Here is a 17638-nt window from a genome sequence, read left to right on the forward strand (position 1 = left end):
ATTAATATTTGTGTTTAACTGTTTAAATTTTCTTTATAATCAATGCTGCTATTGTTGCAAAGCCTAGGTTTCTTAAAAAATTAGATTTTGGGTTTGCGTCAATAGCGTTTGCAACTTCATCATATTGATCCTGTAAAACAGGCGTTGTATCTAATACATCTGTATTACCGATTACGACCTCTGTTTCTTGATTAGTTACAATGGCGTCTTTAGCTTTATACTTTTTAATGTTTGCCGTAACTGTTTGTTTTTGCCACCTTGTTACAATGCTTTCAACATTAGAAATATTAGATACTAATTGAGGTTCTAAAACCAATTTATATTGTAGTGTTTGGTCGTCTTCAATAGTCTTTATAACCGCTTTTTCTAAAGCATTGAAATACAATTCTATTAAAGCCACTTTGTTTTTATAAAAATTAGAAGATCGGGAACGCGCAAAATTTTGAAGAGTAACTGCAAATGATTTTATTACAGAAATATCTTTAAGAACACTATTAACAGTTTCAATAATATTAGATCCTTTTTGAGAAAAACCACGATTAAAGTTAACTGTCAAATCCACTTTATTTGCCAAGGCAATTAATGTAGGCTTTAATTCATTTTCAACAAATTCATTGATTAGCCCCTCTTCAATTTCATTAAGTGGGTATTGATCAGGTTCTCCATCTTCATCTATATAAATTTCACCACCTCTAGTGGTAACAGTTCCACCAGCATTTATTACAGCGTCTAAAAAAGCACCCAATAACAAACCTACTGGACCACCAATAAGAAGACCAACAATGCTGCCTATATTATCTTTAATGCCTCTCCATAACTTACCAAAAAAACCACCGCTACTACTGCTCCCATCTTGCTCTTGTAATCTGTTATAAATCATTATTTCTTAATTTTAGAAGATTTTTCTTTGTTGGATTGTGTGTATAAATATGTGCCTATAGCTCCACCAACCAAAAACAAACCTAACACTGGATTAAATCCAGCTTTAGAATGTGGTATGCCATTTCCACCAGGTGTAATTATTCCGCCACCAGTTCCACCTTCATTTGGTGTTTGCCCATCATCAAAAGGATTATCAATAGTTATATCTATAGGTATTACACCTTCTTTGATTTTCACATTGTAAGACTGATAATTATAAGTAATGCCAACTGGACCCGTATTGTGATCATAAACAGGTGGAATAGTTGTTTTATCTTGTAAAGTAGTAGAGGTAATATTGAAATTAACTTTTAACGCCTCAACTACTTTCGCAATTTTAGGATATTGCTCTCTATAATATTCTGTATAAATATCTAAAGCTTGACGACTACATTTTTGCCAGTCTGTATCTATGCGCTCATGCCAAAAGAATTTATTTGCATTTGCTGTATATTTATCAAGCACATTTAACGCTGTCTGCAACGCGCTTTCTGACTTTGCATTTACAACTGCATTAAATAAATTACGCATCGCTGGTATGTGTACTACATTTACTTGTTGGCTAGTCTGTTGTGGTGTGAAAGTGCTATTCCAGCAAGACAAATTCATGCCATTAGCAAATACGGCCCCAAATGTATTATTAAAGAAATTACTATCTAATGCACTGCCTATAACCTCTGTAAGCCCCTCTATCTCTTCTATATCAATACTATCATCACCCTCACCATTAAGACCAACATTTACAGGATTTTCACTAATTTGATTAGCATAATTTACAGCACTACCAAAACCACGTTGAGATCCTCTTGATTGTAGATTAGTTTCTGCAAAAGGAATAAATTGGCTTTGAATGGTAACACCTTTATTGGTAATATTTAATGCAGGATCAATACCTTGATTTAGATATTGATTTACTGTATTAATTATATATTGAATTTTGGAAGAAGAAACACCAACAGCTATTAATAACTTTAAAAACTCCTGAAAACCATCTATTACAGTTTTAGATGCTTTAAAATTTGTTGAAACCGCATTTTGTGCAGCACCGTTTAAAACAACATAAGGTAATTTACTCATTATTGTATCATGTTTTTTTATATAAGGGGTTTCTTTGTTAATGTGCAAAGTGCCATCGATTACATAATAGCCTTTGCTAAGGCTTGTTTTTTGCTGATCTACTGGCACTATTATGTAAACGTGTGACCAATGACTTGGTTTATAATCACGTTGTTTTACGCGTCTTATAATGTGTGCTATATTTTGATTTAATAGAAGTGTAGAAACAAAAACACTGTAACTTTTACAATCTATACCAGAAAACCTTTGTGCAAAGCTGCAATTCGGAGATCTTAATTGCTGTAAGTAACCATCTGCCTCGTACTGAAAATGGGTGTAAACGAAATTGTAATTATTTTGTACCGTTTCTTCAATTGAATTGCCTATAAGTGCTTTTGCAACCTTACTGGTTTGCTCTTTGAATTTTAAAGCAGTTTCTTTCATAGCTTTTACACCATGTAAAGTATCTCCTTCGCTTTTACTGTCCACCTGACAATTTCCACTTTGCATGAGTTTAGCAAAAGGAGAAGATGCAATAACTTCCCTTTTTGCTATTTGACCTAACTCATTAATCTTCATTTTAACCAAATTATAAATGAACTTTTAATACTAACACTGTAAAGTAAAGTGATTTGTATTTTAGGTTTTTAGTTTAGGTTGATTTATGGTTATTTGTATGTTTATATGTGGTTTTGAGTGGTTTTAATTTTTATATTTACTTAAAACTTAATCTAAATTATGAATATGAATTTTACTGATTTAGAGGACGACTACCCAACCGAAATAGGTTTTTATAAGGTGAAAGTACAACGTGAAAACCAAGATGTGTTAATTACAAGAGCCTCATGGGGTGGTGCGGAGTTTGCTCTTACTGAATATGTGCTTCAGGGTTCGGATTATGTTTTTGCATGGGTTAAGGAGTGAAATAACTACAGATATTTTGAACATATGTTTAATATGTCTTAAATTGGCGATATAATGAACATAATGTTCATTAAATCATTGTTGGCAACAAGGTAAAAAGAGAACTATAATGGAACATTTTTTTTTAGATTTTGATTGGAAATCATTTTGGATGAATTCTATTGTTAGTTCTATTTTTTTACTACTTAGTATTGTAATATCAATAAAACTTATTCCTCATTTTACAGTAAAATTATTAAAGAAAAAAAGGAAAAAATATATTGTCACCAAAATTGCATATATCATCCAAGAATTCTGTGAATTCATAGAAAAATCGCCCTTTAAAGACTCTGAAATCACCACTGAACAATTGTCTGTTTTTACAAACAAGGAAGATTTAAAAAATTATAGATTTATTGGTATAATTGGTTTAAATATTTTCAAAGAAATAACACATATAAAAGTTAAAATACTCATTTTAGAAAGTTTAACTAAATTAAATCCAGAAGATAGATTTGAACTTGTGAAAATGGAAAAGAAAAAATTAGACAGATTCCGTTCGAAATTAGAGTCAATTATAAATTATCACTCTTTAGATATTGACGAAGAAATAATTTCTGATGTAAGCCAATTATGTTTAGAAATTCGAGCTTTAGAAATAAAATATAACTATAATCATTCAGTCGATGATTTGATAGAAAAAGGATTAATCAAGCGAACAGGTGTCTTTGGAATTAGTGAAATTGCTGAAATTTATCGATTAATTCTTAATTTATTAAAAAAACTTTTAGAATTAAGTGTAATTGAGGTTCAAATTGAGAAAAAGAAATAAACCCAGTTGCCAACACCGTGTAAAAAACATTGCTTATTTTAGTTAAATAGTTTGGTCGTTGCTTTGTTTGCTAGCTTCTGATTTTTCTTCGGAATTTTATCTGGCAAGTATTTGTTTACTAAATTAATTGCTAAACAGGTAACTAATCATTCACCAAACGTTAGCGGTAATTAGAAAAAAAAATGAAACCAAGAATATTTATTGGGTCTTCGACGGAGGCTTTAGACATAGCATATACTATTCAAGAAAACTTGGAATATGACTCAAATCCTACAGTTTGGACACAAGGAATATTTGAACTTTCAAGCAATTCACTAGATGACTTAATTACAGCTCTCGATAATTTCGATTTTGGAATTTTCGTTTTTAAGCCAGATGACATTACCGAAATGCGAAATAAAAAGTTGAATACTGTTCGTGACAATGTAATTTTTGAACTAGGACTTTTTATTGGCAAACTTGGAAAAAAAAGAGTGTTTTTTGTTGTTCCAAACTCGACTAAAGAATTTCACTTACCAACAGACTTAATCGGAGTTACACCAGGAAAATATAATGATTCAAGAGAAGATGGTAATTTAAAAGCATCTTTAGGTCCATTTTGTAATCAAGTTCGAAAAAAACTGAAAGGTTTTGTTCTCGAAAACTTATTGGATTTAGAAAATGAGAATGAGAAAGTAAAAAAAATTGCTTTAGAAAAAGCTGATTATTGGGAGTTTTTCCTTTCCTCTGAATTGCTAAAATCTCGACTAAAAGATGTTAATAGAAATTATGAAGAGTTGGAAAAGGGTTTGGTTTTTCAAAAATCAAAATCTTATGATATTGATGGATTTTGCGAATGGTTTAGTAATTCAACACAAGACTTTATTAGATTAATTTCAATTTTTAAAAAGGCTTTTGAAGTAGAATTAATAAAGGCATATGGCGAACCGGGAGTTGCAGGTAATGTTTTTGAGATTAAATCAGCAGTTGATAAAATAGATTCAGTTTGCAAAGAACTTCTTGCTTGGGAATATGAACTTCAAGGGTTAATTCCACCCGAGGAACTTAAAGAAGCTGCGGAATTGATGAAAGGTTGGTCGAAAGTTATAATTGATACAATAAATCAATTTCCTAAAAAACTTGATCAAACATTTTCGCCTGAAAATCTAGCTAAAGGAGGAGATATTAAATTAGAATTAACTTTTCCGCCTCCACCGAACAGTGAACGAATTATGGAAATAATAGAAGGATTAAGATAATAATAACTACCGCTAACAATGGCAATAAGTAATTGCTTGTTCTCGCCTACCTCAGAAAAAAATCATCGCAGATTTTAGTTTGGTGTGTACTTGCAAAGTTAAGTGCTAAATCACGCAACTACTCATAGCCGAGACCGTTTTAAAACATTACAACAATGAATCTATTATGTAAAGTAATAAATGATCCCGAAAATCTTATGAATATAATTAACTGGACAGTACCTTTTTTATTGGGTTTGCTTTCTTCTTTTATAATTGACTTTATCAGAAACATAATAAAGAGAAAACGGAAAAAGAAATTTGTTGAAATATATCTTACAAAAACCATACTCCCTGAAATACCTGAATTAGAGAAAGCCTATAAAAGCATTAGAGAAAGAATTAATAATTTTTCTCTTATACATTTAAAAATACCTGTCTTTGAAAGTTTCAATTCAAAGGTTTTTAACGGAATTTCACCAACGGAATATTATGAAATATTTGGAGAAAACTATACAACTTTGAACGAGATAATCACGACTACAGAATTTATTAGCGAAAATCTACCCCTGAAAACAGACCAAAGGTATTATGACTATATAAACAGTCACCTAATCGAAAAGAACAAAATTGGTGATACAGAACACGAAAAAACTTGCCCAACCTGTATAGATCACCGAAATTTAATTAACGGGATTATTGACATAAGAATTGACGAGCTAAACAAATTAAAACAGAAAATATTGAAATTAATAAATTAAAAGCAGCTAATACCGTGTATAAAACATAGCTAAATTAAGCTTCCCGAAAGGTTATTGCTTATTTAGTAAGATCACCAAATTTATAATTTGGCTTTTACGTTTGATAAGTTAAAACAATATATAAAAATCTGGCTCTGTGGTTGCCAGAAAAGTTAGTGCCTTTTTACACGCTATGTTTGATATATAAGACCGTAATCAAAAATACTACAGATATATTGAACATATGTTTAATATATCTTAAATTGGCGGTATAATGAACATAATGTTCATTATACCGTTGTTGTACCACATTTGAGAAACAACCGAAATTCGTTAAGAAAATGAAAATAATTATATGAATACATATATAGTCACTTTTGAGATAAAAGACTCAATAAGACTGAACAAAATAAAAAAGTTCCTTCGTGAAGACAGTAATGGAATCTGTCCTATACATTCTAACGCTACTGCGATTAGGAGTGAGAAAAAAGCGTCTGAAATTAGAGATGAAATCATTCAAATGACTACAGCAGAAGATAGAATATTTATAATCCGTTCTGGAACTGAAGCGGCTTGGAAAAATTCTTATGGAACAAAGAATAACGATTGGCTAAAGAAACATTTATGAGCACGCAAAACAACAATATTGGCGATAAGCCATTGCGTGTTCGCAGAGGACGCGTGGATTCGGTAGATTTGTTTGAGGTTAAGGAACACGAATTAGAAATTTTAGAAAATGGAGATACCAATAGTATTTATCTGAATTTTGCGATATTTTTATTATCGTCTGCGGTTTCTTGTGTTTTGGCTATTTCAACAGCAAATTTCGTTTCAGAATTAATTCAATATTGCTTTCTATTTGTCACAATTATAGGTTTTATTGGAGGTCTATTTCTTTTAATTTTATGGTGGAGAGGTAGAAAATCAATAAAGAAAATTGTGAGTATAATTAAAAATCGAATCCCACCAGAATTTATTGAGCAGGAACAAGCAAGTAATATACCTGAAAATACGACCGTTCAAGAAGATATAAGCCCAAAATAAAACGTGGCACAACAAAGAACTGAGGTAAAAAACAACACTTTTCTTCATTAATTTTAGACATTATTAGTTTAGGCTTAGAGATTCATTTAATTGATCCACTACGCTTATTTTTCACTCGGTTTTTAATTCAAAAACTATATTACTGAAACATAAGTTTCATCGTATGGTCTGCCAGATTTAGCTATTGCAAACGCTTGTTTTAGCAACTTGTTGGCTACAGCAATCAATGCCAGTTTTTTGCTTTTCCCTTTGTTCACTATACGCTCGTAAAGCGCTCTGCAAGCTTTGTTACACTTACAGGCATTAAATGCACATAAAAATAATAAATTCCGAAGCTTCCTATTTCCAACTTTACTAATCCTACTGCGACCTCTCACGCTACTGCCGGACTCTCTTATGGTTGGTGTAATCCCAGCATAACTGCATAATTGAGAAGCATTCTCAAACTTCTGAAAACCATCCGTAATTACTATTAGAAAAAGGGCTGTCTTTAGACCAATTCCTGGAATACTAGTTAATAAAGTTAATTGACTTTGCTGGTCTGCCTTTACAAGGCTTAGCAGTTTCTGATCGATTCCTGCAATCTCTTTTTCCAAATGCTTAAGATTTCTTTTTAATGAACTATAGACATGCTTTGATGGCATACCAAGAACTTCTTCGCCATGGAGCTTGTTCTTTGTCGCTGTACGCTTCTTTATATAACTATCCAGTAGTCTAAAGAGTTGCAAACATTCACTTTGAACATCTGTTAAGGCATTGTAAAGGGGCACTTCATTGATTTGACCATACTCACAAATCGCTTTAGCATCACTTCTATCGGTTTTCACTTTGGCGAGTCTCATCTGTATAAATCGTTTTACCGATAACGGATTTACTACAGACACCGTAACTCCTTTTTTGTAAAGAAACTGAGCAAGCAGGTAATGGTAGTAACCTGTGGCTTCCATCACCACTAAACTATCCTTAGGTAATACCTTAAGAAATTTCTTAAATCCTGCCGCATTGTTTTTAAACTGTAAGTGACCAACTTTACTACCATAACAATCAAAGACATCTTTACTAATGTCAATTCCAAAAGTTTCTTTATATTTATTCATAAGAACTGATTTATGAAAGAACAGCCTACTATACTCACAACAACTTGAAAACGAGATCTAGTGTCTCACAGAACTGAACGTGATAAAAGTAGAAAAGAGAGAGGATTATCAGTGTTGTCGAAGTCAAAAGCTTCACCGTATATATTAACCTTAATTCTCTCTTTTGTTCTTTCTGATTTTGTAACTAATTTATTGAATTGTAAACTTAAGAAGTATATAGCTCATAGCTAGGTAGTTGATTAATCGAAGTTAAGGCGTCTTTGGAAAGTCGCCAAATTTTTAAATTTGACGATTTCCAACAAAAAAGATAAATAATAAAATTTAAAAATCTGGCTTGTGCTTAATCCGAAAATAATTTTCTAATTTGCACGCTACGAGCCATATACACGACCGTTGTGTAACATTTGAACAAACTAATTTAACCAAATGAAATTTATATATATAATTAATGCCATTTTACAAAGTGATTTTAAGTCTTGGCTAAATAATCTTAATTCAGATGAACTCACATTAATTTTGACAATTGCATTAATAACCATCTTATCACTATTAACCTTAAGCTTGTATAAAAATAATAATATTAGGCTCAAAACTAATAACATACTTCATAAAAAAAATAATGAGTTGATAATTTCTAAGGAAAGGGCGGAATTAGAAGCAAGAGAAGCAAACAAGCAATTAAAGAAATATACTTTTATAAAAATTGATAAACATCTAAAAACGGCAATTAGTCAATATTTATCATTTTTTTCAATCTACGTTGAAGAGAGTAAAAAAGTTGAAATAAAAATGCATACTAAGGATAGTGAAGATGGACTTTACATATCATTTGATGTGCCTGAAGGCTTGGATAAAGCAACTATTCAAAGTTGGTTCGACGATTATTTAAAGCACCTGTATAAAGACAAAACTGAAATTTTAATAAATACTGTTAAAGGTGTTTCAATAGAACAATCTGACATACTAATATTAAAACTGAAAGGTCAAATAAACCATTATCAGAGACAATTGGATATTTTGAAATTAGAGAACAATTATCTAAAGGATAATTCAGATTACTTTAAAGATGTAATAACGTTATTGAGTTCAAAAAGTCCACAAATGTTCATTACTACTTCTAATAATGAAGTAAAAGAACAAAACAATTATTCGAATCAAAGCCAATTCATTGGTAGTACATTTAATCAAGGAAATTTCAATATTTCAAATATCGATGAAAAGATTTTTGATTTAATTAAAGATTCAACAATTAGTAAAAATGAGCAAGAAGAGCTTATTAAAGCTATTGAAATAATTAAAGAGGTTTCTAATTCTGAAAAGGATAAAAAAAAGTCAGGAAGTTTAATTAGAAAATTTTTGGAATCTGCGGCGTCAGAGTCTGCAAAAGAGGTAATGCAATTTGTTATGGAAAATGGAGAGTCTTGGTTAAAGTATATTTCTCACCAATAAAAACGTTACACAACAACATGTATAATTAATAGCTAGGTCACTGCCGACTTACGAACATTCCTGCGGAATATTCTATCTGAGATTTATTTGCTAAATTAGATGCTTAAGCACGCAACTAACCATACACCAAACGCTAGCTATAATGTTTCCCAAACTAATACTTTAAAATCTAATATGAATATTGAAGAATTACTAACAACAGATAGAGTTTTAGCAATCTCTGGAATATTATTAACTATAATATTTAGCATTATTGGTCTTATCGTTTCTAAAAGAGAGAAAAAGAAAAGACTTGTGCATCAAAAAGTAAGTAAAGTTTCTTTATTCAGTGATATTGTAAAAAATTTCCAAAAAATTCAAATTAATTATAACAACGAAAAAATTACAGATGATTTATTTTATTATAGTGGAAAAATTTACAACAATGGCGATTTTGACTTAGATAAAAATCCAATCTCTAACTTTTTTGAAATTGAATTTCCAGATGGCTTCAAGTGCATTGAATTTAAAATAACAGATAAGTCAAAAGGCTTAAACATTGATGTCATCTCTATCAAAAATAAAATCGTACAGATTAATTGGGATCTTTTTAAAACAAATGAATTTTTTAAATTTGAGGTTCTATTAAAAATACCTGATGATTCATCAAAAAATTATTATGAAATTTCATCAGCTCTAGATAATGAAATTAAACATAATTTTAGAATTTCTAATCTTGATAAAGTTGATTTTGAAGAATTAACACATCCAACACCTGTTATTGGCTGTGGAGTTTTAGTGCTTTTTTCACTTAGTGCTTTTTTGTTTTTTTCAAGCTTTTCATTTTCAAAAATAATATATCCTGATTACGAGTTATATATTAAATCAACAGAATTATTACATAATGAAACTATTAAAATTGAAATTATTGATGAAAAAACATTAAACTTAATTGACGTTGACAATAATGTTATTAAAAAAATTCCAATAGAGGATAGTAATACATATTTAACAAATACAATTGTTCCAATAAAAGAAAAAATCACAGTCATTAAGATAATTTCTGGATTTTTTGCAACAATATTTCTTTCATTTGCAATAATAAATATTTTCAATTTCTATTTAAATAATTCGAAAAAAGTTAGATAAATAACAATATAGCTAACACGGTTTATAAAACATAGCTAGTAAGTGCTTAAACGAAGGTTTGTGATATTTGTGTATGGATATTTTTGTTAGTCTTTTAATTTGGATTGCTTGTATTTACGTTTTCGGTAAGATAGAAGGCGACTCTTTCAAATAACTACAGATATATTGAACATATGTTTAATATGTCTTAAATTGGCGGTATAATTTGAGCTAATCTATACGTTGAAAACGAATTTTTAAAAAGTGTAAGTTGTTTGAATATTTTCTCTTTCTAATTTAGGAATTATCCAATTCTGTACATTAGATAAATATTGTTTAGAATCTTTAAGTCTTCCTTTTATCAAAATTTTATCAATCTTTGATGAAAAGAAACCGTCATATCTAGCATGATAAGATAAACCTCTTAAATTAATATAATCACTTCTAATTTTTCCATCGATAATCAATTCTGGTCGAACACCAGTGCTTTGAGAAATTGTCTTTTCATTAAAATCCCTATGACTTTCTAAATCAGTTCCTTTAGTCAATGCATATGACTTCATATAATGCAAGCCACAATAAAAAATTATAGTAATTTTCCAATCATAAAATTCTGAAGGACTGTTAGTTTCAACTATTCCTAAAAAATTTTCATTTGAAACTGCTTGCTTGCAGAAATTACACGCAGTTTTGGACTGTACTGATTCTGACATTAAATATAATCGATAATTTCAATAACATCATCAGAGATAACATCTTCCTTTGAAATATCTTTTGGAAGAAAATCAATATCAACATTTAGAATATCACTATAAGGTTTGCTATAAAATTTTTCCTGAATTTCATTTCTAAAAGAATCTCTATTTTCAAATGTATTATCTAAAAGTTTTAATAAGAAGAAATTCGGATTGCTTCGTGGAATAAATAAAAGTTCAATTTCTTTCTTTCTTTTGGAGAAAATTTCTTCAATCATTTTTCCATGTATAAGTTTACCTAAATACATTTTAGAAATAGTTGCCATTTTATAATTTGATTCTATAGGATGACTATGAATTTGTTCAATATTTTGAGCTATTTCATCCTTTTCACCTTTAAAATCAAGTTTAACAACACTACTTTGAATTTTGTCAAGTAGCTCACTTACTTTTTCACCGTACTGCTCGACTAAAAAAGCAATTACGCTATTATCAGCAATTTCTGTATTTTGTTTTGTTGTATTCACCACTTAAAGATAGTTAATAAAAAACACTTTGATATAATCCTTAAAGAAAATTAATTGTTTAATATAACGAGACAAATATAGTAACTTATAAATAATACACTATAATTATTCGATAAATTTAACGAAATAGTAACTAAAAAACAAAAAACTATGCCTAACAACGTATAAAAAAAACTACTGTTTTGGTGTTATCATTTCTACTTTACCTAATGTAAGCACGTAATAACATTGATTTTCTATTGCTCCCCATTTTGGGTTACCTGTTTTGGTTGATAAATATTTACACTCAACTAACATTTGACTTCTATTTGCAGCATATCCATTAGAAAAACAAATAATTACATCTGAAGGATAATACACTTTCCCTTTAACTTTTATTCCTGGTCCAAAAATTCTACTCCAGTAAGTTTTAATTTCTCTATACTCTTCTTTTTTTTCTCCAGAAGCAATCATATCAAACCACTTCTTTTTTAGGTTCAGGTGTAATGTTGGCATGACTACAGGTTTTATGAAAGCTCTATACTTTCAATTGATTTAAAAAATTCATAAATAACTTGTGGCACAATTGCGTTACCTCCGCCTTTTATTGTTTCTTTTCTCCACTTAGAAAAGGTAATTCCGTCCAGTTTGGAGGAAATCCCATCATCTCCATTATAAATCGGGGATTGAGTTGGGAAATTTTCCCAGTTTCTTGACGAACTCTTTTGGTTATACTGTCCTGGTTCTCCTTTCCTGTTATCTTTCCGCCCTCTTGTGCTTGTGGTGTTGGTAACATTCCCATCAATGCTTGACTTTCCAAACTCGGAGTGTTCCTTTTCCTTTCCGCTTTGCAATCTGGGGCCTCTCTTGCTTTTGGTGTCGGAAGAAAGTTCCCGTAAATTATCTGACTGGATAGACTGTTGAACTTCGTCCCATTTTTGTAACCGTTCTTTTTGGCTCTGGCTCTCATTTTGTCGGGATGCTCTGCTCTTTCTATAGTTGTCGGAGTGAGCAACAATCCACACTCTGTCTCTCCTGTGGGGAGCTTGCGCAGCCGCAGCCGGAACAACAAATGTTTGGACGGTGTAACTGTTTTCTTCAAGGTCTTTAATAATATTTCCGACGAGCATTTTTGATTGTCGTGTGTATATTGCCTCATAGTGGTCACTCGTGTCAAATCTGGTAAGTTTTCGGCTGTCCACTCTAAAAAATACTTCTCCTGGTAATTCTTGTTTACCTTCCATACTGAAGATTCCAGTAACATTTTCGCAAATAACCCAAGGCGATTCTGTTTCAACAGCGGCACGCAACATCTCTGGCCAGAGATAGCGGTCGTCGTCAATACCTTTTTGCTGACCAGCAACGGAGAATGGCTGGCAAGGGAATCCACCTGTGAGAACGTCAATTGTTCCTCTGTGAATAGAGAAGTCTGTTTTTGTAATATCTTCATAGCTTTTTGAGTTTGGCCAGTAATATTTTAATAATCTTTGTCCAAATTTATTCCACTCGCAATGAAACACGTTTTTCCAACCCATCCAATGAGCTGCTAAATCTGGTCCACCTATTCCCGAAAAAATTGATCCCTGTGCTAATTGCATTTATTCTACAGTTATTATTAAAAAAACACTCATCTGTTATCTTTAACTTGCAACGTCTGTCGCTATCGGCTCTTACCGAATCCTTCCGCAAGGAATTTGATTCCTATCTAGGGGATTTTTACGTTATCTGTTTTCCAGAGTGCTTTTATTTGTTATTAGTTTACCTAAATATTAGAAATAAAATAGTAGGCACCGCTACTATACACATACCGGTTATTGTACCAGCAGAAAAACACACTCTCTTTTCGTATTTTGATATTTCATTTTTCATATAAAAATCTTTCATAATAAGGTTGTTTGATTTAATTGAATTTTGAAAGCGTTTTACAGCTCTACCCCTATTTTTATGAATCCAGAGTTACGCCAGTAGGGTTCTGTTTTCCATATTTTAGAATCAGTTCTCCTATCCCTACTTATCATTATACCTATAAAAAAGTCTTTGAAATAATATTCTATTCCAGCTTCACCTCCATAAGTAGGATTTGGACCATCTCTATAAATCACCCCTAGTTTTAGCCCTGTGTATATTCTTAAGTCATCAAATTTTGAGTGGTAATTATAACCTAGTGGTGTACCGGTGAATTCTGTGTAATTGGTTCCGTTTAGATTTGGGAATGCAAAAACTTGAGCTTTAAAATACATGGTCGTCATTTGGTAATCTAAAGAGGCCCCGATATTAAAACCATTTTTTGTTGTGGCCACAGGATCTGAATACATAGCGATCGTAAATCTTTTGTCTTGTGCATTTAGGTTGCTACTAAATAGTAAAGCGGCAACAATTATTAGTAAATTTTTCATAATATTGTATTGCATTTTAATTAAACATTATAGTTTTCCCGCGTTGTTAGAGCAACGCGGTTTTTTTTTAATTCTCAAAAGGCTTGTAACCTTCTGGCATTCCTATGTCATCTATAAGTTCTTTAAACTGATTTTTGGTTAAAATACGGTCTCTTATATTACCACCAGAAGCTGCTATTATCTCGTTAATTCTTTTAATCAACCAGTTTTTTTTACAATGCTTATAAATCTCATGGATTTTTGCTTTGGTTGGCATTTCTGGTAACGGTTTTAAATCACTTTGTGTGTTCATAGGTGTTTTTATTTTAGGCTTGAAGCCGAAACAACAAGCCTGTGTTATTATACTTTTGTTTTACCCTGAAAAACATAGTGCTTTTCAGTTTCACTAGAAATTAGGTTTTTACTTCTTTCATCTACATTTTTACTAAGCACATCTGCCTTTGCTTCAGCTTCGGTTTTGTACTTTTTTTTAGTTCGCTTATAAGTGCTCCCTAATGTTTTTCCTGTTGTTTTTGTTTTTTTACTCATTGCTTTCCATTTTATAGTTGTTCAGAAACTTTATTAAGGCTTTCTGTTTGACCTTTTCTAATTTTATTATACACGTAATCTATAGCATCCTCTAAAGCTTTATTAATGGTTGATTGTGTGTGCTTATAGTCTCCTGTTATTTCTCCTTCTCTATTGGTTGCACTTACTTTATAAATAACATTGTACTCGTCGCAAATGGTAACCGCCATTTTTTTTAATTTTTCGGAAGCTGAAGGATAAACTTTAATTCCATTATCTAACAGCAGTTTTATTTTTTCAGAAATTTTCATAATTAAAATGGTATATCTTCCTCTTTTTCGGCTTCTGGAATAATGGTTAATTGTGGTTTTTCAACTTTAATTAAGTCTGCCTCTGGTTCGGTTTGAATAATAAAAAACTCGGTTGGTTTACCATTAAATCGATCTATTATTCGGCCGTCTTTTACACGAGCGTAATTTTCGGGATTAAGTTTATATCCATAAAACTTACACCAGCTCTCTAAACTCTTTTTAAATCTATTTGGGCTGTAATTTGGTTGGTTTGCGCTATCCTTAAAAAGCGAATACAGTTGCTTTCTTTCCAGTTCAGCATTTAAGGTTTTATCTTCAATGGTAAAATATAGATCTGCCCAGTTTTTAAATGGCGACTTCATTTCGCGCACTAAGTTTCTCTTTTCTACATTATCCATTGGGGGATTTAGTTTGCCTTCACAACCTAAATAAAAGCTTGTGCAATACGCTGTAGCGTTGTAGTAATCTTCCCAGTCTGTAGGTGTGAAGTCTGAAAGTAGCTGCTTACCACCAAAATCGTCGCTTACCTGTCTACCTTCGTTGTAATCGTCGCTTTTGTCGTGGTAATAATCTCCAGTTAATACAAACAATAATCTACGTCTGGTTGAGCCGTCTACATCTTGCAAACCAAAGTTTGATGAAATTGCAATTTTTGGTGATTTATCAAACTTAATTTCATAAGCACTGGTACCTTTTGGGTTTACTTGTAGGTCTCCGGTAATAGCTGTAAATAATCTATTGAAACGAAAATAAGCGTCTGCATCATCTATAAAAACCAAATCGGTTTTATCTGTCACACCATCAAATAAAAAGTCTTTATCTGCAAGGCCTTTTTGCCGTCCTTCTATTTGCTTAACGTTTTTGAGTATAGGAAAGAGTAAATTAAAAAAAAGAGATTTACCAGTACCGCCATTACTTTCAAGATCGTCAACCACTTTGTAATCCATGTTCCATACTGCCCAGCCTTTACTTTTGCTCTTATAAGAATGTAACAAGTAACCTACCGTAAAGATTTTATTTACTAAATGCTGCTTTTGCTCATGTATCTGTGATGGACTTAGGTTTTTACCAGCGATGTTAAATTGATTTTCTTTAAAGTATTTCTCTTTTTCAACCTTATTAAAACCTGTTTCGGTTATATATGGCACTTCTAAATCTTCACGCCAATACACTCTACTGGTGTTTATTAAGTAATTAAGGTATTTATTTGTAGTAGTGTGTATTTCAATATCATAACTACCATCGTCTAATTTTGTAATAGTAAATGGTTGCTCTTGTATTTTTGGTTCGTGTTGTATTATATCACTTTTCCAAACGTAATTTTTTACGCTACCTAGCTTTTTAGCTTTTATTCCTTTTGTTGTAACCTCCCATGTTTGGTGATTAAAAAACAAATATTGAGTTGAAAAATTAGCCTTTTCGAAAGAAGGTTCTATTCTATTTAATTGAGATAAGCTTTTATCGCTAAGTTGATTAGTTCTTAGCAACATATTACGTAAATTCACTGGTTTGTTAGTGGTTTCTAAATGGTTGAAAAGATGCTTTTTAATATGGTGACCTTTTACCTTTTGTACAATGTTACCAGTAACTTTTACAAATTCGTAGTCCTCTTTGCTCTGGTCGCTCTCATATACAAAATACCCTTGATGCTCGATAAAATGCATGGCATAAGTGTTGTTATAATCGTATTTTAAAGCTTCTTTTTTAGGAATCCAGGTTTCATTCCAGAAACGCAAAGGCATTGCGTTTTCAACTAATTTTTCTAAATTCTTTTTAAAAATATACTCGCTACCAGAATAGTAGGTTTTTAGTACATAGTCTCTAAAGTCTTTTAAACCATTGCCTCTAAAGTCTTTTTGATTTCTCAACCATTTAGGCAACCAAATAATTTTTATATCGTCATACTCAATACCAAATTTTAAAGCAGCTTCAATACCAGGTCCATCAATATCCGGTAAAATGTAAATATTACTAGCTAGTTTTTTTAACTCGATATAGTCTGATCTAGTTAACCTATCGGATTCAGAATTTAACCAAATCACGTTATAACCAAAAGAAGCAATATTTAAGGCGTCACGATCACCAGAAGCGATTATAATATTGTCTAGTTTTAAATCTTGCTTTTTAGGTCCTTTTGTCTTTTTTTCGTAATCCCATTCCGCTTCAACATTAAAAGCGTGTTGTACCTGTTTATCTGGTAGAAGTTCAAAACCAAAAATAAAATTAGCTGGTTTAATACCATTATAACTAAAACGATACCTTTTGTCCTGGTTAAGCGGTTGGTATATTTTTTGCCATGAACCAAAGTCGAAAACAAAAATAGGATAGTCTGCAGTTGCAGTTGAAATTACCTTTTTTCCACTTTCGGTAATACGAGTAAATGATTTACAGCTTTTAATATTAAACTCATCACAAAGTTTTTCTGTTACCTCTGGACCAAGTGTTTTTAATTCAAAGTCATTAATTTTGTTATTATAATCGAATGTACAACCCACTTTTTCTGTAGGTTTAGCCTCTTTAAATTCTAGTATTGCACTAGGTAAATCTTTTGGGTTTGTGGTAACTCCAAATTTTACAGCGAGTTCTTTTAAGGCCGTTATGTAATCGCATTGGCGATCATCCATATAAACCTGAATACCTGTTTTTGCCTTATTGCTTTCTACCCAATCAGCCATCCAGTATATACCTTTAATTAATTTAATGGTACTACTGCCATGCTTGGTTGTATCGTTTTTAGCGCGAAAGGTTTTTTTGCTATTACTACCTATGTTTAATGCATCTGGATGCACACTGGTAATAATATCTAAACCTTTATTTGAGGCTTGGTAAATTTTATCGCTTAATTGTTGGCTCATTA

General features: G+C 31.3%; 20 protein-coding genes. 8 read left to right on the forward strand and 12 right to left on the reverse strand.

Annotation, left to right across the window (positions count from 1 at the left end; genetic code table 11):
* Positions 1-22 precede the first annotated feature (22 nt).
* Both GQ46_RS04795 and GQ46_RS04800 read right to left on the reverse strand, forming a co-directional pair.
* Entirely contained in the window at positions 23-880 is an 858-nt protein-coding gene (locus tag GQ46_RS04795; RefSeq protein WP_044398830.1) for a DUF456 domain-containing protein, read from the reverse strand.
* A complete protein-coding gene (locus tag GQ46_RS04800) occupies positions 880-2556 on the reverse strand; it encodes a hypothetical protein (protein WP_044398832.1) in 1677 nt (558 codons plus the stop codon). Before GQ46_RS04800 ends, GQ46_RS04795 begins: the two co-directional genes overlap by 1 nt.
* Before the next feature lie 165 nt (positions 2557-2721).
* On the opposite strand from GQ46_RS04800, the gene GQ46_RS04805 reads away from it, so the two are divergent.
* From GQ46_RS04805 to GQ46_RS04830, 6 genes are all read left to right on the forward strand, one after another.
* A complete protein-coding gene (locus GQ46_RS04805) occupies positions 2722-2901 on the forward strand; it encodes a hypothetical protein (protein ID WP_156133100.1) in 180 nt (59 codons plus the stop codon).
* 109 nt (positions 2902-3010) lie between these two features.
* Positions 3011-3712, forward strand: coding sequence for a hypothetical protein (locus tag GQ46_RS04810; protein ID WP_044398836.1), 702 nt, complete (start codon positions 3011-3013; stop codon positions 3710-3712).
* A gap of 182 nt (positions 3713-3894) precedes the next feature.
* A complete protein-coding gene (locus tag GQ46_RS17065) occupies positions 3895-4950 on the forward strand; it encodes a nucleotide-binding protein (protein ID WP_052503405.1) in 1056 nt (351 codons plus the stop codon).
* Positions 4951-5105: 155 nt separating this feature from the next.
* The gene (locus GQ46_RS04820) at positions 5106-5690 is read left to right on the forward strand and encodes a hypothetical protein (protein WP_044398838.1); all 585 of its coding nucleotides are present in this window, start codon (positions 5106-5108) and stop codon (positions 5688-5690) included.
* A gap of 334 nt (positions 5691-6024) precedes the next feature.
* Positions 6025-6297, forward strand: a complete 273-nt coding sequence (locus GQ46_RS04825) for a hypothetical protein (protein WP_044398841.1) — start codon at positions 6025-6027, stop codon at positions 6295-6297.
* Positions 6294-6713, forward strand: coding sequence for a hypothetical protein (locus tag GQ46_RS04830; RefSeq protein WP_044398843.1), 420 nt, complete (start codon positions 6294-6296; stop codon positions 6711-6713). The genes GQ46_RS04825 and GQ46_RS04830 overlap by 4 nt, the downstream gene beginning before the upstream one ends.
* Positions 6714-6847: 134 nt before the next feature.
* Here the strand turns inward: GQ46_RS04830 and GQ46_RS04835 are convergent, their stop codons facing one another.
* A complete protein-coding gene (locus GQ46_RS04835) occupies positions 6848-7810 on the reverse strand; it encodes an IS110 family transposase (protein ID WP_044398354.1) in 963 nt (320 codons plus the stop codon).
* A 426-nt stretch (positions 7811-8236) separates the two neighbouring features.
* On the opposite strand from GQ46_RS04835, the gene GQ46_RS18110 reads away from it, so the two are divergent.
* Entirely contained in the window at positions 8237-9259 is a 1023-nt protein-coding gene (locus tag GQ46_RS18110) for a hypothetical protein (RefSeq protein WP_044398845.1), read from the forward strand.
* Positions 9260-9433: 174 nt separating this feature from the next.
* On the forward strand, positions 9434-10387 hold the full coding sequence (locus GQ46_RS04845) for a hypothetical protein (RefSeq protein WP_156133101.1): 954 nt from the start codon (positions 9434-9436) through the stop codon (positions 10385-10387).
* Positions 10388-10623: 236 nt separating this feature from the next.
* Here the strand turns inward: GQ46_RS04845 and GQ46_RS04850 are convergent, their stop codons facing one another.
* The 9 genes from GQ46_RS04850 to GQ46_RS04890 all read right to left on the reverse strand — a co-directional run bounded on the left by GQ46_RS04850 (position 10624) and on the right by GQ46_RS04890 (position 17636).
* Positions 10624-11079: a hypothetical protein gene (locus GQ46_RS04850; RefSeq protein ID WP_044398849.1), complete on the reverse strand. Its 456-nt coding sequence runs from the start codon at positions 11077-11079 to the stop codon at positions 10624-10626.
* A complete protein-coding gene (locus tag GQ46_RS04855; RefSeq protein WP_044398851.1) occupies positions 11079-11588 on the reverse strand; it encodes a hypothetical protein in 510 nt (169 codons plus the stop codon). The genes GQ46_RS04850 and GQ46_RS04855 overlap by 1 nt, the downstream gene beginning before the upstream one ends.
* 174 nt (positions 11589-11762) lie before the next feature.
* Positions 11763-12083 carry a hypothetical protein gene (locus tag GQ46_RS04860; RefSeq protein WP_044398853.1) on the reverse strand — a complete coding sequence of 107 codons (321 nt, stop codon included), beginning with the start codon at positions 12081-12083 and terminating at the stop codon, positions 11763-11765.
* A gap of 11 nt (positions 12084-12094) precedes the next feature.
* Positions 12095-13165 carry a DNA cytosine methyltransferase gene (locus GQ46_RS04865; RefSeq protein WP_044398855.1) on the reverse strand — a complete coding sequence of 357 codons (1071 nt, stop codon included), beginning with the start codon at positions 13163-13165 and terminating at the stop codon, positions 12095-12097.
* A 324-nt stretch (positions 13166-13489) separates the two neighbouring features.
* Complete coding sequence (locus GQ46_RS04870; RefSeq protein WP_044398857.1) at positions 13490-13963, reverse strand: hypothetical protein; 474 nt, start codon at positions 13961-13963, stop codon at positions 13490-13492.
* A gap of 67 nt (positions 13964-14030) precedes the next feature.
* Positions 14031-14255, reverse strand: a complete 225-nt coding sequence (locus GQ46_RS04875) for a hypothetical protein (protein WP_044398859.1) — start codon at positions 14253-14255, stop codon at positions 14031-14033.
* Positions 14256-14302: 47 nt separating this feature from the next.
* Entirely contained in the window at positions 14303-14491 is a 189-nt protein-coding gene (locus GQ46_RS04880; protein WP_044398861.1) for a hypothetical protein, read from the reverse strand.
* Between the two features lie 11 nt (positions 14492-14502).
* Positions 14503-14781 carry a hypothetical protein gene (locus GQ46_RS04885; protein WP_044398864.1) on the reverse strand — a complete coding sequence of 93 codons (279 nt, stop codon included), beginning with the start codon at positions 14779-14781 and terminating at the stop codon, positions 14503-14505.
* 2 nt (positions 14782-14783) lie between these two features.
* Positions 14784-17636 (reverse strand): DUF5906 domain-containing protein, encoded by a 2853-nt coding sequence (locus GQ46_RS04890; protein WP_044398866.1) that lies wholly within the window; start codon positions 17634-17636, stop codon positions 14784-14786.
* Between the last annotated feature and the right edge of the window lie 2 nt (positions 17637-17638).

It is taken from the genome of Lacinutrix sp. Hel_I_90 (assembly GCF_000934685.1).
In the GTDB taxonomy this organism is placed as follows: domain Bacteria; phylum Bacteroidota; class Bacteroidia; order Flavobacteriales; family Flavobacteriaceae; genus Lacinutrix.

Coding starts and splice junctions, on each gene's coding strand:
- GQ46_RS04820 (WP_044398838.1), top strand. CDS start 5,106: ATGAATCTATTATGTAAAGTAATAAATGATCCCGAAAATCTTATGAAT.
- GQ46_RS04865 (WP_044398855.1), bottom strand. CDS start 13,165: ATGCAATTAGCACAGGGATCAATTTTTTCGGGAATAGGTGGACCAGAT.
- GQ46_RS04860 (WP_044398853.1), bottom strand. CDS start 12,083: ATGCCAACATTACACCTGAACCTAAAAAAGAAGTGGTTTGATATGATT.
- GQ46_RS04875 (WP_044398859.1), bottom strand. CDS start 14,255: ATGAACACACAAAGTGATTTAAAACCGTTACCAGAAATGCCAACCAAA.
- GQ46_RS04885 (WP_044398864.1), bottom strand. CDS start 14,781: ATGAAAATTTCTGAAAAAATAAAACTGCTGTTAGATAATGGAATTAAA.
- GQ46_RS04800 (WP_044398832.1), bottom strand. CDS start 2,556: ATGAAGATTAATGAGTTAGGTCAAATAGCAAAAAGGGAAGTTATTGCA.
- GQ46_RS04870 (WP_044398857.1), bottom strand. CDS start 13,963: ATGAAAAATTTACTAATAATTGTTGCCGCTTTACTATTTAGTAGCAAC.
- GQ46_RS04835 (WP_044398354.1), bottom strand. CDS start 7,810: ATGAATAAATATAAAGAAACTTTTGGAATTGACATTAGTAAAGATGTC.
- GQ46_RS04830 (WP_044398843.1), top strand. CDS start 6,294: ATGAGCACGCAAAACAACAATATTGGCGATAAGCCATTGCGTGTTCGC.
- GQ46_RS04805 (WP_156133100.1), top strand. CDS start 2,722: ATGAATTTTACTGATTTAGAGGACGACTACCCAACCGAAATAGGTTTT.
- GQ46_RS04795 (WP_044398830.1), bottom strand. CDS start 880: ATGATTTATAACAGATTACAAGAGCAAGATGGGAGCAGTAGTAGCGGT.
- GQ46_RS04810 (WP_044398836.1), top strand. CDS start 3,011: ATGGAACATTTTTTTTTAGATTTTGATTGGAAATCATTTTGGATGAAT.
- GQ46_RS04880 (WP_044398861.1), bottom strand. CDS start 14,491: ATGAGTAAAAAAACAAAAACAACAGGAAAAACATTAGGGAGCACTTAT.
- GQ46_RS04825 (WP_044398841.1), top strand. CDS start 6,025: ATGAATACATATATAGTCACTTTTGAGATAAAAGACTCAATAAGACTG.
- GQ46_RS18110 (WP_044398845.1), top strand. CDS start 8,237: ATGAAATTTATATATATAATTAATGCCATTTTACAAAGTGATTTTAAG.
- GQ46_RS04850 (WP_044398849.1), bottom strand. CDS start 11,079: ATGTCAGAATCAGTACAGTCCAAAACTGCGTGTAATTTCTGCAAGCAA.
- GQ46_RS04890 (WP_044398866.1), bottom strand. CDS start 17,636: ATGAGCCAACAATTAAGCGATAAAATTTACCAAGCCTCAAATAAAGGT.
- GQ46_RS04845 (WP_156133101.1), top strand. CDS start 9,434: ATGAATATTGAAGAATTACTAACAACAGATAGAGTTTTAGCAATCTCT.
- GQ46_RS17065 (WP_052503405.1), top strand. CDS start 3,895: ATGAAACCAAGAATATTTATTGGGTCTTCGACGGAGGCTTTAGACATA.